The sequence below is a fragment of the Enterobacter cloacae complex sp. P12RS genome, from assembly GCF_014895875.1.
Taxonomy (GTDB): domain Bacteria; phylum Pseudomonadota; class Gammaproteobacteria; order Enterobacterales; family Enterobacteriaceae; genus Enterobacter; species Enterobacter bugandensis.
Genome location: NZ_JADBQO010000034.1, coordinates 1 through 16,014 on the forward strand (window position 1 = coordinate 1; position 16,014 = coordinate 16,014).

Annotated in this window: 13 protein-coding genes; 9 read left to right on the forward strand and 4 right to left on the reverse strand. The window is 57.5% G+C overall.

Annotated elements, in window-relative coordinates; genetic code table 11:
• Nucleotide 1: 1 nt before the first annotated feature.
• The 7 genes from IM284_RS18075 (at nt 2) to fhuB (ending at nt 10,384) form a co-directional block, all read left to right on the forward strand.
• A complete protein-coding gene (locus IM284_RS18075; RefSeq protein ID WP_193055856.1) occupies nt 2–697 on the forward strand; it encodes a molecular chaperone in 696 nt (231 codons plus the stop codon).
• A gap of 19 nt (nt 698–716) precedes the next feature.
• Nucleotides 717–3,197, forward strand: coding sequence for a fimbria/pilus outer membrane usher protein (locus IM284_RS18080; RefSeq protein WP_047367356.1), 2,481 nt, complete (start codon nt 717–719; stop codon nt 3,195–3,197).
• A gap of 8 nt (nt 3,198–3,205) precedes the next feature.
• Nucleotides 3,206–4,210, forward strand: coding sequence for a fimbrial protein (locus IM284_RS18085; RefSeq protein ID WP_082131795.1), 1,005 nt, complete (start codon nt 3,206–3,208; stop codon nt 4,208–4,210).
• 201 nt (nt 4,211–4,411) lie between these two features.
• Nucleotides 4,412–6,667: a ferrichrome porin FhuA gene (fhuA, locus tag IM284_RS18090; protein ID WP_045259489.1), complete on the forward strand. Its 2,256-nt coding sequence runs from the start codon at nt 4,412–4,414 to the stop codon at nt 6,665–6,667.
• Nucleotides 6,668–6,717: 50 nt separating this feature from the next.
• Nucleotides 6,718–7,515, forward strand: coding sequence for a Fe3+-hydroxamate ABC transporter ATP-binding protein FhuC (gene fhuC, locus IM284_RS18095; protein WP_028015563.1), 798 nt, complete (start codon nt 6,718–6,720; stop codon nt 7,513–7,515).
• Nucleotides 7,515–8,405 (forward strand): Fe(3+)-hydroxamate ABC transporter substrate-binding protein FhuD, encoded by an 891-nt coding sequence (gene fhuD, locus IM284_RS18100; RefSeq protein WP_047367357.1) that lies wholly within the window; start codon nt 7,515–7,517, stop codon nt 8,403–8,405. The genes fhuC and fhuD overlap by 1 nt, the downstream gene beginning before the upstream one ends.
• Nucleotides 8,402–10,384, forward strand: a complete 1,983-nt coding sequence (gene fhuB / locus IM284_RS18105; protein ID WP_047367358.1) for a Fe(3+)-hydroxamate ABC transporter permease FhuB — start codon at nt 8,402–8,404, stop codon at nt 10,382–10,384. Before fhuD ends, fhuB begins: the two co-directional genes overlap by 4 nt.
• Before the next feature lie 84 nt (nt 10,385–10,468).
• Here the strand turns inward: fhuB and hemL are convergent, their stop codons facing one another.
• Nucleotides 10,469–11,749 (reverse strand): glutamate-1-semialdehyde 2,1-aminomutase, encoded by a 1,281-nt coding sequence (gene hemL, locus IM284_RS18110; RefSeq protein WP_041911201.1) that lies wholly within the window; start codon nt 11,747–11,749, stop codon nt 10,469–10,471.
• Between the two features lie 177 nt (nt 11,750–11,926).
• On the opposite strand from hemL, the gene clcA reads away from it, so the two are divergent.
• Together clcA and erpA are read left to right on the forward strand one after the other, a co-directional pair.
• Entirely contained in the window at nt 11,927–13,327 is a 1,401-nt protein-coding gene (clcA, locus tag IM284_RS18115; RefSeq protein ID WP_041911200.1) for a H(+)/Cl(-) exchange transporter ClcA, read from the forward strand.
• Nucleotides 13,328–13,406: 79 nt separating this feature from the next.
• Nucleotides 13,407–13,751 (forward strand): iron-sulfur cluster insertion protein ErpA, encoded by a 345-nt coding sequence (erpA, locus tag IM284_RS18120; RefSeq protein ID WP_008501923.1) that lies wholly within the window; start codon nt 13,407–13,409, stop codon nt 13,749–13,751.
• Nucleotides 13,752–13,809: 58 nt separating this feature from the next.
• Here the strand turns inward: erpA and IM284_RS18125 are convergent, their stop codons facing one another.
• The 3 genes from IM284_RS18125 to mtnN are packed head-to-tail and all read right to left on the reverse strand — an operon-like array spanning nt 13,810 to nt 15,946.
• Nucleotides 13,810–14,433 (reverse strand): TRIC cation channel family protein, encoded by a 624-nt coding sequence (locus IM284_RS18125; protein WP_023616579.1) that lies wholly within the window; start codon nt 14,431–14,433, stop codon nt 13,810–13,812.
• A gap of 21 nt (nt 14,434–14,454) precedes the next feature.
• Nucleotides 14,455–15,255 (reverse strand): vitamin B12 ABC transporter substrate-binding protein BtuF, encoded by an 801-nt coding sequence (gene btuF, locus IM284_RS18130; protein WP_045631184.1) that lies wholly within the window; start codon nt 15,253–15,255, stop codon nt 14,455–14,457.
• Entirely contained in the window at nt 15,248–15,946 is a 699-nt protein-coding gene (gene mtnN, locus IM284_RS18135; RefSeq protein ID WP_028015570.1) for a 5'-methylthioadenosine/S-adenosylhomocysteine nucleosidase, read from the reverse strand. Before mtnN ends, btuF begins: the two co-directional genes overlap by 8 nt.
• Between the last annotated feature and the right edge of the window lie 68 nt (nt 15,947–16,014).

The window sequence follows — 16,014 nt, forward strand, 5'->3', positions numbered from 1 at the left end:
TTTGTTATGTGGTTGTTTATTTATTTGCTGCTGTTCAGTACAGGCTAGTGTTGTTCTCGGTGGTACGCGAATTATTTATCCATCGAATAAATCAGAAGTTCAGATAGCACTTAAAAATAAAGATCCGCATACACGTTATCTGGTGCAAAGCTGGGTAAGTTACCCCAATGATGCGAAAGCGCCATTTATTATTACTCCTCCTGTTTACAAATTGCAGGAAAATCGTCAAACCCTTTTGCACGTTATTTTTACCGGCGATAAAAAAAGCCTGCCCGCAGACCGGGAATCTCTGTTTCTGGCAAACGTTAAATCCGTATCGGCACTCTCGCCGGAGCTGAAAGAGAAAAATACGCTGCAATTTGCGATGAAAACGCGCCTGAAGCTTTTCTGGCGTCCGGCTCAGCTGAAGGAAAGCGATGCCCTGGAAGCCTACGCAAAAATCACATTCCAGCGTCAGGGCGACACGCTAATTGCAAACAACCCGACCCCGTTTTACGTCTCGTTTGGCGAGCTGGCCGTTGGTGGGAAAAGTGTTCCGGTGAAAGAGACCAAAACCACGCCAGGCGCCATTTCAATGATGGTGGCTCCGTTCAGCGAGCAGCGTTTCGCGTTACCGAATTCAGCAAAGGGCGCGGTGACCTGGACAGCAATCAATGATTTCGGTGGGCAAACCCCACAGCGCAAGCAGGCTCTTTAAATTATCATGTTGGTATTTTATGTCGTCATCTCTGCTTCACAAACAGGTACTGTACGGGATCGCGCTGACGCTGCTCGCCGCGATCCAGCCTGCAAGTGCTGATGACGAATTTAACCTGCGGATCCTTGAGCTGGATACGCCCCTCGAAAATACCTCTACATTAAAAAACTTCATTAACGATAACGGGCTACTTGCCGGAAGCTACCTTACGACTGTTATGTGGGATCGGGATGTAGTGGATAAACGTCCCATCGCTTTCGTGCTGTCTGACGATAAACAGCGCCTGCTGCCGGAGCTGACGAAAGCGGACCTGCGCGATTACGGCGTGAAAGTCGACACGATCCCGGACTTAAAAGATCTGGATGACGGCGCTTATGTCCGCGATATCTCCCATTTCATTGAAAATGCCCGTTACGAATACAATCAGGATGACCAGACCCTGAAGCTGGTCATCCCGCAGGCGTATCGCGACCATGCTGCCGCTGGCGCGATACATCCAAAATTCTGGGATGACGGCGCGCCTGCCGCCTGGACAAGCTATCAACTCAGCGGTTCTCAGCAGCACTACAGTTCGGGCAAAACCTCTTCGACCTGGCTTGGCCTGGAGTCGGGGATTAACCTTGGGGCGTGGCGGCTGCGGAATAACAGCACCTGGAGCGACGCTTCCGGCTGGGAGGGCATTGCCAGCACGTTACAACGCGACATCAAAACGCTGAAAAGCCAGCTTGAGATTGGTCAGACATATACCAATGGTGAACTTTTTGACAGCGTCCAGATGACCGGCGTGAAGCTGGAAACGGATACTTCTATGCTGCCTGTTAGTCAGCAGGGCTTTGCGCCCGTCGTGCGCGGTATTGCCAATAGCGATGCGAAAATCACTATCAAGCAAAACGGCTACACCATCTATCAGACAAACGTCTCGCCGGGGCCGTTCGAGATCCGCGATTTAAGCCAGGTAACATCCGGAGCCGATCTGGAAGTGACCGTCGAAGAGGCGGACGGCAGCGAGCATAGCTTCATCCAGGCCAGCGCGTCGGTGCCGGTGTTACAGCGGGAAGGCGGCTTTAAGTATTCGCTGGCCGCAGGGCGCTATCGCGGTAATGAAGGTGAAGACGAACCCACCTTTGCGCAAGGCACGGCCATCTATGGTCTGCCTTACGGCGTCACGGCGTATACCGGCGCGCTGGGTTCATCACTGTATCATGCGCTGCTGCTGGGGCTCGGTGCCGATCTGGGGCATTTCGGCTCCGCCTCTGTCGACCTCACGGCCGCGCGTACCGCGTTTGATGACGGGCGTGACGATGCCAGTGGTTTATCCTGGCGGGCGCAGTATTCAAAAGATATTCCCGATACGGATACCACTATCACGCTTGCCAGCTATCGCTACTCCACATCGGGGTTCTATACCTTTCAGGAAGCTATCGATCAGCGTGACAGCGAAATCGATGACGGCATTTATACCTACCGCAGAACTAATAACCGCCGTAGCCGCATGCAGCTCAACCTTTCCCAGCGGTTTTCTGACTGGGGCTCGGCCTATCTCAACGGCTATCAGCAGGACTACTGGGATATGGACGGCCATGAGCGTAGCGTCAGCGCGGGGTTCAGCTCCAGCTGGCGCGACATCACCTGGTCGATAAGTTACAACCTGACCCGCACGCCAGATGCCGATACCGACCGGCAAATGGCGTTGACGGTCAACATTCCGTTATCAAAGTGGCTGCCGAATTCCTGGGCAACCTACAGTGCCAATACCTCCAGTGGCGGATTTGTCTCGCATCAGGTTGGGCTTGGCGGTACCGCGCTGGAGGACAATAAGCTGAGCTACAACCTCCAGCAGACCTATGCCAACCAGGATACGGGTTACGGCGGCAGCCTGTCCGGGCGTTATCGCGGGGCTTCCGGTGAGGTAGGGATGGGGTACAGCTACGGTGGTAACAATCGGCAGTGGAACTACAGCGCTCAGGGGTCAATCGTTGCTCACGAGCATGGCGTGACGCTGGGGCAACCCGTACGCGACGCCTTCGCCATTGTGCACATTAAAGATGGTGATAACGTCAAAGTGCAAAATGGGCGCGGCATCACGACGGACCGTTTTGGTAACGCGATTGTTCCTTCTCTGACGGCCTACCGGCACAACATCATCACCGTGAATACGCAGGATCGGGAAGATATTGATATCGACGCGGCAACGCTGGATCTCGTGCCGACGAAAGGGGCGGCAGTGCCGGCCACGTTCGACGCGCGCGTGGGACGACGCGCGCTGGTGACCTTGCTCTACGCGGGTAAGCCCGTGCCGTTTGGTGCCCTGGTGGCGCTGGACAACACCACGGCCATCGTGGGCGATGATGGGGAGGTTTACCTGACAGGGCTGTCCGGCAAAACAACGTTTAGCGTGCAGTGGGGAGAAGAGCGCGATCGGCAGTGTCACGGGACGCTCGATCTTCCCTCGCACAGCCCGGCAGGGATCGTGAAAGCCACGATCAACTGCCTTAACTGAGGTATCTCATGAACCTACGACGTATCGTTAACACTTTTCTGCCACCGGTACTGCTTGTGCTGGCGGGGGCGTTTTGCCATTCAGCCCGGGCAGATTGTACCTTCAACGGCAGCGCTGACGCGGACGCCGTGGTGACGTTTCAGCTTCCCCCGGTCATTATTGTCGCCCCCGACACACCCGTCGGCACCGTGCTTTATGACGCCAGCGTCGAGAGTAAAGCGGTAACAGTGGATTGTAGCGGTGACGCGCAAATTCGACGCGGGTATTTGTACCTCACGGATGCGGATGCGCGCGAAGGTGTGATGAGCGGGGTTTATCAGACCAACGTGCCTGGTATTGGCATCCGTGCGGCGTCATCGACCGAACGGCTTCCCGGTTACACTGAACAGGATTTAGTCCGGCCCATGCAATTTCTGGGATCGATCCACGGCTCTTCGACAAGTACATCTGTATTTCGCGCCGCTGCCCAGCTGGTCGTCACGGGCGCTATCCAGGAGGGCGATCTTGATACCTCACGGTTAACCTCAATGGATATCATGGGCAACGCGCCGATCGGTGAAATGCGCTTCTCTCCCACCACTATTCGCATCACCACAAACACCTGTAACCTGGTCGATCGCAATATCTATGTGCCGCTGAAAACGGTCAATACCCAGGACTTTAGCGGCCAATACTCTGACATCCTCACGGACGGCAGCTTTAAGATTGAGATCACCGACTGCGCGGCAGGCACAAAGGTGGATTATCAGTTTACCAGCGCGGGATCAACGGGCGTCACGAACGGCAATATTTTGGGGATCGCCTCCGGAGATTCCGCCGCTGAAGGCGTCGGCATTCAGATCCTTGACCAGAATGATACTGTACTGCAGTTCGATCGGAACTATACGGCGATAACCGGCACGCAGGACAACGTTCCTGTCGAGATCCCACTCAAGGCTCGCTACGTCAGGACGGGGGAGATAAAAGCCGGCAAAGTCGATTCTGTCGCGACGTTCGAGCTCTTTTACCGTTGATTCATCCTGCCCGCTCTGGCGGGCTAAGGATCATTTCACTAACTTCGTTAACCCTCTCTTTTCATCTGGTTAATTCTTAAACCCTTAAATCTTGTAGGGCCGCTTACTGCTTGCTATGCAACCAGCGTTTCGCATATTATTCTGCGGTCATAATAATAATTCTCGTTTACGTTATCATTCACTTTTCCATCAGAGATAAACATGGCGCTTTCCAATACTGCTCAGCCAATTAACACGTCGCTGCGTAAAGTCGCGGTTGTCGTAGCCACAGCGGTTGCCGGCATGTCTGCATTTGCTCACGCTGCCGAAACCCCGAAAAAAGAAGATACTATTACCGTTACCGCTGCACCTGCTGCACAGGAAAGTGCCTGGGGACCTGCTGCGACTATCGCCGCTCGCCAATCTGCGACCGGTACCAAAACAGACACCCCAATTCAAAAGGTTCCACAGTCTATTTCTGTGGTAACGGCCGAAGAGATGGCGCTGCATCAGCCACGTTCCGTTAAAGAAGCTCTGAGCTATACCCCGGGCGTTGCAGTAGGCACCCGTGGTGCTTCCAATACTTACGACTACCTGGTTATTCGCGGTTTCGCGGCCGATGGCCAGAGCCAGAACAACTACCTCGACGGCATGAAGATGCAGGGCAACTTCTATAATGACGCGGTGATAGACCCGTACATGCTGGAGCGCGCCGAAATCATGCGCGGTCCGGTTTCCGTTCTGTACGGTAAAAGCAGCCCAGGCGGCCTGCTGAACATGGTAAGTAAGCGCCCAACAACCGAGCCGCTGAAAGAGATCCAGTTTAAAGTGGGTACCGACAGCCTGTTCCAGACAGGCTTTGACTTCAGCGATGCGATCGACGATGACGGTGTCTATTCATACCGCCTGACGGGCGTTGCGCGCTCGAACAATTCGCAGCAGGAAGATAAGGGCGAGCAGCGTTATGCCATCGCGCCATCCTTCTCCTGGCGTCCGGATGACAAAACCACCTTCACGTTCCTCTCCTACTTCCAGAACGAGCCTGAAACGGGCTACTACGGCTGGCTGCCAAAAGAGGGGACGGTTGACCCGCTGCCAAACGGCGATCGTCTGCCGACTAACTTCAATGAAGGCGCGAAGAACAACACCTATTCCCGTAACCAGAAAATGGTGGGATACAGCTTCGACCACGAATTCAACGATACTTTCACCGTGCGTCAGAATCTGCGCTTTGCCGAGAACAAAACCTCGCAAAACAGCGTTTACGGCTACGGCATGTGTTCCGATCCGCTCTATTCGAGTAATCCGGCATCCAGCCCTTGCGCGAGCATTCCTCAGTCACAATGGGGGCATACGCTGACTCGCCAGTATGTGATCGATGACGAGAAGCTGCAAAACTTCACCGTTGATACGCAGCTTCAGAGCAAGTTCGCGACGGGGGCTCTCGACCATACTCTGTTGACAGGCGTTGATTTCATGCGCATGCGTAATGACATTAACTCCTGGTTCGGCTATGCCGGCTCCGTTGCGCCATCCGATATTTACGATCTCGATCGTGGCGATTTCGATTTCGGTTCACACCCTGGACCATCTGGTGCTTACCAGGTGCTGAACAAGCAGAAGCAGACCGGCGTTTACGCTCAGGATCAGATCGAATGGGATAAAGTGCTGGTGACACTGGGCGGCCGTTACGATTGGGCCGATCAGGAGTCCTACAACCGCGTATTAAATACCACCGCCAAGCGTGATGATACTCAGTTCACCTGGCGTGGCGGCGTTAACTACCTGTTCGACAACGGGGTAACTCCTTATTTCAGCTACAGCGAATCCTTTGAACCGGCTTCCCTGACCGACGCTCAAGGTAAACCATTCTCACCGTCTAAAGGCAAACAGTACGAAGCGGGCGTGAAATACGTGCCTAACGATCGTCCGATCGTGATCACCGGTGCAGTGTATCAGCTGACCAAAACCAACAACCTGATGGCTGACCCAACTGGCTCACCCTTCTCCGTTGAAGGCGGCGAGATCCGCGCCCGTGGCGTAGAGCTGGAAGCCAAAGCGGCGTTATCTGCCAGCGTGAACGTTGTCGGTTCTTATACCTATACCGATGCGGAATACACCACCGACACCAACTACAAAGGCAACACGCCGGCGCAGGTGCCAAAACATATGGCATCCCTGTGGGGTGATTACACGATGTTTGACGGCCCACTTTCTGGCCTGACGCTGGGTACCGGTGTGCGTTATACCGGCTCCAGCAAAGGTGACCCGGCGAATAGCTTCACTGTTGGAAGCTATACACTGGTTGATGCACTGGTCAGATACGATCTGGCGCGTGTAGGCATGGCCGGATCAAACGTCGCGCTTCACGTGAACAACCTGTTCGATCGTGAGTACGTTGCCAGCTGCTTCAACACCTACGGTTGCTTCTGGGGTGCTGAACGCCAGGTTGTCGCCACCGCGACCTTCCGCTTCTAACCTCTTTATGGGCACGGTTCGCCGTGCCCTTTTTATTTAAGTTGGCTGACATGCAGGATAATAAAACGCAATCCGACACCACCTTTACGCTCAATAATCTCTCCTTTCGCGTACCCGGGCGCACTCTGCTGCATCCGCTCTCTCTGACGTTTCCTGCCGGTAAAGTGACGGGCCTGATTGGCCACAACGGTTCCGGTAAATCCACGCTGCTCAAGATGCTGGGACGCCACCAGCCACCTTCTGAAGGGGATATTCTGCTGGACGATCGGCCGCTGGAGGGCTGGAGCAGTAAAGCCTTTGCCCGCAAGGTGGCCTACTTGCCGCAGCAGCTGCCGCAGGCGGAAGGGATGACGGTGCGTGAGCTGGTAGCGATTGGCCGCTATCCGTGGCACGGGGCGCTTGGCCGCTTCGGCGTCGCCGACCGGGAGAAAGTAGAAGAGGCGATTGCGCTGGTAGGGCTAAAACCGCTGGCGCATCGCCTGGTGGATAGTCTGTCCGGCGGTGAACGTCAGCGGGCGTGGATTGCGATGCTGGTGGCGCAGGACAGCCGCTGCCTGCTGCTGGATGAACCGACCTCTGCGCTGGATATCGCCCATCAGGTCGACGTGCTGGCGCTGGTGCATCGCTTAAGCCAGCAGCGCGGCCTGACGGTGATCGCTGTCCTGCACGATATCAACATGGCGGCGCGCTACTGTGACTACCTCGTCGCGCTGCGCGGCGGTGAAATGATCGCTCAGGGCACGCCGTCTGAGCTGATGCGCAGCGAAACGCTGGAACATATTTACGGTATTCCGATGGGTATTTTGCCTCACCCTGCCGGGGCAGCTCCCGTGAGCTTTGTCTACTGATGCTGGATTCAACATACATTAGCCGCCGTCGCCTGCTGACGGCCATGGCGCTCTCGCCGCTGCTGTTGAAGATGGCCCCGGCCCGCGCCGCCGCTATCGATCCGCACCGCATCGTGGCGCTGGAGTGGTTACCCGTCGAGCTGATGATGGCCCTGGGTATCACGCCCTACGGCGTGGCCGACATTCCCAACTACACCCTGTGGGTGAATGAGCCAAAACTGCCGGACTCGGTCATCGACATCGGTCTGCGCACGGAGCCAAACCTTGAGCTTCTCACGCAGATGAAACCGTCTTATTTATTCTGGTCTGCGGGGTATGGCCCGTCGGAAGAGATCATGGCGAAGATTGCGCCGGGACGAGGCTTTTCCTTTAGCGACGGAAAAAAGCCGCTGACCATGGCAAAAAATTCTATCCACGAGATGGCCCAGTTCCTCAACCGGGAAGCGGAAGCAAAACAGCATCTCGATGAGTTTGACGCGCTGATTGAGTCTCTTAAGCCGCGCTTTGCCCGCCGTGGCGATCGGCCATTGCTGATGGTGACGCTGCTGGATGCCCGCCATATGCTGGTCTTTGGAAAGAACTGCCTGTTCCAGGAAGTGCTCGACAACTTCGGCATTCGCAACGCCTGGGAAGGCGAGATGACGTTCTGGGGAAGCACCGCCGTGGGCATCGACCGCCTGGCGTCGTTTCGCGACGTCGACGTGCTGTGCTTTGACCACGGCAACGAGCGTGAAATGCAAACCCTGATGGCGACCCCGCTCTGGCAGGCGATGCCGTTCGTGCGCGAGCAGCGCTTCCTGCGCGCCCCTGCGGTATGGTTTTACGGCGCGACGCTGTCGGCAATGCACTTTGCCCGCGTGCTGGACAACGTGATGGGGGGCAAAGCATGAGTACGCGTATTGCCCGTTTCCCGGCGCTGCTGCTGGGGCTGATTTTTCTGGCGGCGCTGGCGCTAACCGGGTTCAACCTCTCCACGGCATTGCCGCGCGAGCAGTGGGCGGCCGCGTTTGCCGCTCCGGACATCGACAATATTCAGCAGATGTTGTTCCACTACAGCCTGCTGCCGCGTCTTAGCATCTCCCTGCTGGTCGGGGCGGGGCTGGGACTGGTGGGCGTGTTGTTCCAGCAGGTGCTACGTAACCCGCTGGCGGAGCCAACCACGCTGGGCGTGGCGACGGGGGCACAGCTGGGGATCACCATCACCACCCTCTGGACGCTGCCGGGGGCATTAACCTCGCAGTTTGCCGCGCTGGCAGGTGCCTGCGTCGTGGGCGCGCTGGTCTTTGGCGTGGCCTGGGGAAAACGTCTCTCGCCGGTCACGCTGATCCTCGCCGGGCTGGTCGTCAGCCTCTACTGCGGCGCGATCAACCAGCTGCTGGTGCTGTTTCACCACGACCAGCTGCAAAGCATGTTTATGTGGAGCACCGGCACGCTCACCCAGACCGACTGGAGTATCGTCCAGCGCCTGTGGCCACAATTGTTTGGCGGCGTGGTGCTCACGCTGCTGCTGCTGCGCCCGCTGACGCTGATGGGGCTGGATGATGGCGTGGCGCGCAACCTGGGGCTGGCGCTGTCGCTGGCTCGTCTGGCGGCGCTCACGCTGGCGATTGTGCTGAGCGCTCTGCTGGTTAACGCGGTTGGCATCATCGGGTTTATCGGCCTCTTTGCGCCGCTGCTGGCGAAAATGCTCGGGGCGCGTCGCCTTCTGGCACGTCTGCTGCTGGCGCCGCTGATCGGGGCGCTGATCCTCTGGCTTTCCGATCAGATCATTCTCTGGCTGGCGCGCGTCTGGATGGAAGTGTCTACCGGGTCGGCAACGGCGCTTATCGGTGCGCCGCTGCTGCTGTGGCTGCTCCCGCGTTTGCGCAGCATCAGCGCCCCAGCGATGGACGCGGGTGATAAGGTCTACGCTGAACGTCAGTCGGTGCTGTGGTTCAGCCTTGCCGGTCTGGCGGTGTTGCTTATCGCCTCGTTTGCCGCCCTCGCGTTTGGGCGCGATGCCGCAGGCTGGCACTGGGCAACGGGTGACTTACTCAACGAACTGCTGCAGTGGCGCTGGCCGCGTATTCTCTCCGCGCTGATTGCCGGGGTGATGCTGGCGGTGGCGGGCTGTATTATTCAGCGTCTGACCGGTAACCCGATGGCAAGCCCTGAAGTGCTGGGGATCAGTTCCGGCGCGGCCTTTGGCGTGGTGCTGATGCTCTTCCTGGTGCCGGGCAATGCGTTTGGCTGGCTGATGCCTGCCGGGAGTATCGGTGCGGCGGCCACGCTGATGATTATTCTGGTTGCCTCTGGCCGCGGCGGATTTTCTCCGCACCGCATGCTGTTGGCCGGTATGGCGCTCAGCACCGCCTTTACTATGCTGCTGATGATGCTGCAGGCGAGCGGCGATCCGCGCATGGCGAAGATCCTGACCTGGATTTCCGGCTCAACGTACAACGCCACCGCCAGCCAGGTTGCCTGGTCAGGAAGCGTTATGATCGTGCTGCTGGCGATGGTACCGCTGTGCCGTCGCTGGATGACCATTCTGCCGCTGGGGGGCGAAACCGCGCGTGCGGTTGGCTTAGCGCTGACGCCAACGCGCGTCGCGCTTCTTCTGCTGGCGGCGTGTCTGACGGCAACCGCCACCATGACCATCGGTCCACTAAGCTTTGTAGGGTTGATGGCGCCGCATATCGCCAGAATGATGGGTTTCCGACGGACGATGCCACATATTGTGATGTCGGCCCTGACGGGCGGGGTCATTCTGGTGTTTGCCGACTGGTGTGGAAGGATGGTGCTGTTCCCGTATCAGATCCCGGCGGGCCTGCTGTCGACCTTTATCGGTGCGCCTTACTTTATCTATCTGTTGAGAAAGCAGAGTCGGTAGTCAGGTGCGGCCTGATACCCTCTCCCACGGGGAGAGGGAGAACATCGTAGGCCGGGTAAGCGTTAGCGCCACCCGGCAAGGCCCTTAAAGCTTCGCAAACACCTTACGCGCCGCGTCGATGGTGTTATTGATATCTTCTTCGCTGTGCGCCACGGACATAAAGCCCGCTTCGAACGCGGACGGTGCCAGGTACACGCCTTCTTCCAGCATCAGGTGGAAGAAGCGCTTGAAGCGTTCAACGTCGCACTTCACCACGTCCTGATAGCGGGTCACGGTTTTCGCATCGGTGAAGAAAATCCCGAACATGCCGCCCACGTGGTTAACAACCAGCGGAATTCCCGCTTCTTCTGCGGCTTCCAGCAGACCGTTTGCCAGCTGCGTGGTACGGTCCGTCAGGGTTTCATGAATACCCGGCTGCGCCACTTCGGTCAGACAGGCGAAGCCCGCAGCCATGGCAATTGGGTTACCGGATAGCGTGCCCGCCTGGTAAACCGGGCCGGTTGGCGCCAGGGCTTCCATCACGTCCTTACGACCGCCGAAAGCACCGACCGGCATGCCGCCGCCGATGATTTTGCCGAGGCAGGTCAGGTCCGGCTCAACCTCATAATAAGACTGGGCGCCCGCCAGTGCCACGCGGAAGCCGGTCATCACTTCATCGATGATCAGCAGCGCGCCGAACTCATCGCACAGCGCGCGCAGGCCCGGCAGGAAGTCAGGCTGCGGCGGGATGCAGTTCATATTGCCCGCAACCGGTTCAACGATAATGCAGGCGATCTCCTGCGGATACTGCTCGAACGCCGCGCGAACGGTGTTCAGATCGTTGTAGGTGCAGGTCAGGGTGTGCTTCGCGAAATCAGCAGGTACGCCAGGCGAGTTTGGCTGGCCGAGGGTCAGCGCGCCGGAGCCCGCTTTCACCAGCAGGCAGTCCGCATGGCCGTGGTAGCAGCCTTCGAATTTGATGATTTTGTCGCGACCGGTAAAGCCGCGCGCCAGACGGATGGCACTCATGGTGGCTTCGGTACCGGAGTTCACCATACGCACCATGTCCATGGTCGGCACCAGTTCGGTAACCAGCTCCGCCATTTTCACTTCCATCTCGGTCGGCGCACCGAAGCTCAGGCCGCGCTGCGCGGCTTCGATGACCGCGTTACGAATGGCGGGATGGTTATGTCCGAGAACCATCGGCCCCCAGGAACCGACGTAATCGATATAGGCTTTGCCATCGACATCATACAGATACGCGCCGTCAGCACGTTCAATAAACAGCGGCGTGCCGCCCACGCCGGTAAAGGCGCGTACTGGCGAGTTCACGCCACCGGGGATTAGCTCGCGGGCTGCACTGTAGAGGTTTTCAGACTTGCTCATAGCGTCGTTCCTGGTTCGTATAAAATGATTAAGCACACTATTCTAAGTGATCCGCAGAAGGTTATGAAATTTTTAGCCTGTTAATGCTTTAAGATTTGTTAAGTATTTTTCAGGCGTCGCAGGGAAGGTCTCTGGTAAAATCTTCGCGGCTTTTTGTATGACGAATAAGAACAGGACATGAAATCAGATTCCCCGTCTTTTGAAGAACAACAGTTTACGCGCGCCCAGCACCGAATCAGCATTCGGCGGCTGCTCAATCGCGATAAAACGCCGCTGGCGATCCTGCTGGCCGCTGCCGTGGTGGGTACCCTTGCAGGGCTGGTTGGCGTGGCGTTTGAAAAAGCGGTTAATGCCGTACTCAACTGGCGAGTGGGTACCGTAGCCGGTTTTGCCGATCGCGAATGGCTGGTCTGGGTAGCGGCATTCGGCCTGTCTGCGCTGTTTGCCATGGTGGGGTATTTTCTGGTGCGTAAATTCGCCCCGGAGGCGGGCGGGTCTGGCATCCCGGAAATTGAAGGCGCGCTGGAGGAGCTGCGCCCGGTGCGCTGGTGGCGGGTGATCCCGGTTAAGTTTATTGGCGGCATGGGGACGCTGGGCGCAGGGATGGTGCTCGGCCGGGAAGGGCCAACGGTGCAGCTGGGGGGGAACGTCGGCCGCATGGTGGGCGATCTGTTCCGCATGCGCAGCGCCGAGGCGCGCCATACGCTGCTGGCCACCGGTGCAGCGGCGGGGCTTTCTGCGGCGTTTAACGCGCCGCTGGCCGGTATTTTGTTCATCATCGAAGAGATGCGCGCGCAGTTCCGCTACAACCTGATCTCCATTAAAGCGGTCTTTACCGGCGTCATTATGTCGAGCATCGTCTTTCGCATCTTTAATGGCGAAGGGGCGGTGATTGAAGTCGGTAAACTGACCAACGCACCGGTTAACACCCTGTGGCTATACCTGATCCTCGGCATGATTTTTGGTGTGGTGGGCCCGCTGTTTAACACCTTTATCTTACGCGCTCAGGATATGTTCCAGCGCGTTCACGGCGGCAATACCACGAAATGGGTGCTGATGGGCGGCCTGCTGGGCGGCATTTGTGGCGTGCTCGGCTTTATTGAACCGAATGCCGCGGGCGGCGGTTTCGGGCTGATTCCCATTGCCGCAGCCGGGAATTTCAGCGTGGGTTTGCTGCTGTTTATGTTTTTCTCCAGGGTCATTACGACGGTACTGTGCTTCTCCTCCGGCGCGCCCGGCGGGATTTTTGCCCCGATGCTGGCACTGGGAACGCTGCTCGGCACCGCGTTTGGTATGGCGGCTGAGGCAGGTTTCCCCGCTTACCACCTGGACGCCGGCACCTTTGCAGTGGCCGGGATGGGGGCGCTGCTGGCCGCGTCCCTGCGCGCGCCGTTAACCGGCATCGTGCTGGTGCTGGAGATGACGGATAATTACCAGCTCATTTTGCCAATGATCATTACCTGTCTCGGCGCGACACTATTAGCCCAATTCCTGGGTGGAAAACCGCTATACTCCACCATCCTCGCGCGTACCCTGGCAAAACAAGAGGCGGAGCGGGCCGCCACGCAGAATACTTGAATGAATTACCAGGGTATTAGATAATGACGAAAAGAATTGGGTGAATTTTACCCAATAGCAGTATTCATGGGAGCATAAGATGAGTGATGACGTAGCTGTGCCGCTGGAGTTTACCGAAGCAGCAGCCAACAAAGTGAAAACCCTGATTGCCGACGAAGACAATCCGGATCTGAAACTGCGTGTCTATATTACCGGTGGCGGCTGCAGCGGCTTCCAGTACGGTTTTACCTTTGACGATCAGGTGAACGACGGCGATATGACCATCGAGAAGCAAGGCGTCGCGCTGGTAGTCGACCCGATGAGCCTGCAGTATCTGGTGGGCGGTTCGGTGGATTACACCGAAGGTCTGGAAGGTTCGCGTTTTGTGGTGACCAACCCGAACGCAACAAGCACCTGCGGGTGTGGTTCTTCGTTCAGCATTTAAGCCTGAATGCGGATTGTAGGCCCGGTAAGCGAAGCGCCACCGGGCTTATAAACGACGCCTATCTTGAAGTTTCATCCAGCGCAAACGTCGGCAGCTTCAGGTGCCAGCGTATCGCCGCTAAACGTATCACCAGCGTCACGACCATCCCCAGCATCGCGGCGTTTTCCAGCGGAATTGCAAACGTGTAGTACGCGGTCGCGTGGACAATGCCGCCCGCAATACAGGCCGTTGCGTAAATTTCAGTACGCAGGATCATCGGCACCTCCCGCGCCAGAATGTCGCGAATGATGCCGCCGCCCACGCCGGTTAACACGCCCATGCAGATCGCCACCATCGGGCCGGTGCCCGCATTAAACGCCTTATTGACGCCAATACCGACAAACACGGCCAGACCGACGGCATCCAGCACCGGCAATATCCATTTGGGTAATCGGCGGGGCTGGCGAACCAGCACAATGGTCAACAGACAGGTGACCATGGCGACCACAAGATCGGTAGGATCTTTCACCCAAAACACCGGGCCATTTGCCAGCGCCATATCGCGGATTGTCCCGCCGCCAACGGCGGTCACCACGCCAAGCACCAGCACGCCAAACGGATCCATGCGTAGTTTTCCGGCGAGCAGGACGCCGGAGATAGCAAAAACGGCTGTACCAAGAATATCCAGCCAATAAACGAGCATCGTTAAATCCTCGAACAAATGTTAATGACCCTCTGCCAGGGCGGCACAGAGCTGTTTTGCGGCGAGGATAATACGCGGGCTGGCGCGTTCAAACCAGTCACCGTTGAGTGGGATCACCGGAATTTTTAGCTGGCTCTGCCAGAATTGTTTAATTTTAGGAATCTCGCTCGCATTTCCGACCACGACGATGGCCTGCGGCTGGCGCGCCAGAACCTGCTCACGGCTCACCTGAGGCCACGGTACCCGGCTGGCAGCAAAGATATTTTCACCGCCGCAGACTTCCAGCACCTGGTTCTGAATCGAGCCTTTTCCGGTGGTAAACAGCGGCTGGCTGCCGAACTGCAGGAAGATGCGCTTTTTAACAGGCGTATCGTATTGGGCTTTCAGCGCGGCATAGTCGCTGAGCATCTGGTTCGCCGCACTCTCGGCTTTTTGAGGCGCAGGGCTATAAGGGGCCAGGGCGCGCAGAGCCTGAGCGACCTGCTCAATACTTACCGCGTCAACCCACATGACCTTGATGCCAAGCGAGGTGAGCTGGTTAACCTGCCGCTCGGCGTTACCGCCGCGCCAGGCCAGCACGAGATCCGGCTTAAGCGCCACAATGCGCTCAAGATTCATCCCTTGCCAGGTTGCCACTTGTTCAATGCCGGCCGCCTGTGGGGGGTAATCTGAAAAGCTGCTGACGCCAACGGGGGTGATCCCGGCGGCAAACGCCAGTTCGGTGTTAGCGGGAGAGAGGGTAATCACACGCGGCGCGGCGAACAGCCACGCCGGTGCAAGCAGCAGCAGGGCGGCCAGCGCCCTGATAGACCGTTTAGCCACGCGCCAGGTTCTGCACCAGGCGTTCCACCATCACGGTGGACTGTTTTGCCGCAACGGCCAGGAACTCGTCGAAGCTGATGTGAGACTGCTGGTCTGCCACGTCAGAGATGGCGCGAACCACCACGAATGGTACGCTGAAATTGTGGCAAACGTGCGCAATCGCGGTCGCTTCCATCTCTACGGCAACCGCCTGCGGGAAGTTATGACGGATTTTCGCCAGACCGACCGAGCCATTGATGAACGCATCACCGCTGACAATCAGGCCGCGTACCGCGTTGAGATTGAGCTCAGCAATGCAGGCTTCAGCCGCCGCTATCAGTTTATCGTCAGCTTTAAACCCTGCCGGGCAGCCCGGAAGCTGGCCGTATTCGTAGCCGAACGCGGTGACGTCAGCATCGTGGTAACGCGCTTCGTCGGAGACAACGATATCGCCCACTTTCAGCGTCGGTGCCAGACCGCCTGCTGAGCCCGTGTTAATGATGACGTCCGGCTTGCAGCGCTCAAGCAGCAGGGTCGCACCCAGCGCAGCAGCCACTTTACCGATGCCTGATTTCAGCAGAGCCACCTCAACACCGTTCAACTGCCCGGTGTAGATCTCACAACCCCCGAGAGAGAGGGTCTGACGGTTCTCAATTTTGTCACGCAGGAGCGTAACTTCTTCTTCCATTGCACCAATAATGCCGATTTTCATAGATTTACTCGCGATGTGCCTTGTTAAGAGGCATAGTCTATCATGCGGTTAAGGGGAAACGCATTCTC

Excerpts from the sequence above, each read along its gene's own strand:
- IM284_RS18080 (WP_047367356.1), top strand. The coding sequence starts at position 717 with ATGTCGTCATCTCTGCTTCACAAACAGGTACTGTACGGGATCGCGCTG.
- IM284_RS18085 (WP_082131795.1), top strand. The coding sequence starts at position 3,206 with ATGAACCTACGACGTATCGTTAACACTTTTCTGCCACCGGTACTGCTT.
- fhuA (WP_045259489.1), top strand. The coding sequence starts at position 4,412 with ATGGCGCTTTCCAATACTGCTCAGCCAATTAACACGTCGCTGCGTAAA.
- fhuC (WP_028015563.1), top strand. The coding sequence starts at position 6,718 with ATGCAGGATAATAAAACGCAATCCGACACCACCTTTACGCTCAATAAT.
- fhuD (WP_047367357.1), top strand. The coding sequence starts at position 7,515 with ATGCTGGATTCAACATACATTAGCCGCCGTCGCCTGCTGACGGCCATG.
- fhuB (WP_047367358.1), top strand. The coding sequence starts at position 8,402 with ATGAGTACGCGTATTGCCCGTTTCCCGGCGCTGCTGCTGGGGCTGATT.
- hemL (WP_041911201.1), bottom strand. The coding sequence starts at position 11,749 with ATGAGCAAGTCTGAAAACCTCTACAGTGCAGCCCGCGAGCTAATCCCC.
- clcA (WP_041911200.1), top strand. The coding sequence starts at position 11,927 with ATGAAATCAGATTCCCCGTCTTTTGAAGAACAACAGTTTACGCGCGCC.
- erpA (WP_008501923.1), top strand. The coding sequence starts at position 13,407 with ATGAGTGATGACGTAGCTGTGCCGCTGGAGTTTACCGAAGCAGCAGCC.
- IM284_RS18125 (WP_023616579.1), bottom strand. The coding sequence starts at position 14,433 with ATGCTCGTTTATTGGCTGGATATTCTTGGTACAGCCGTTTTTGCTATC.
- mtnN (WP_028015570.1), bottom strand. The coding sequence starts at position 15,946 with ATGAAAATCGGCATTATTGGTGCAATGGAAGAAGAAGTTACGCTCCTG.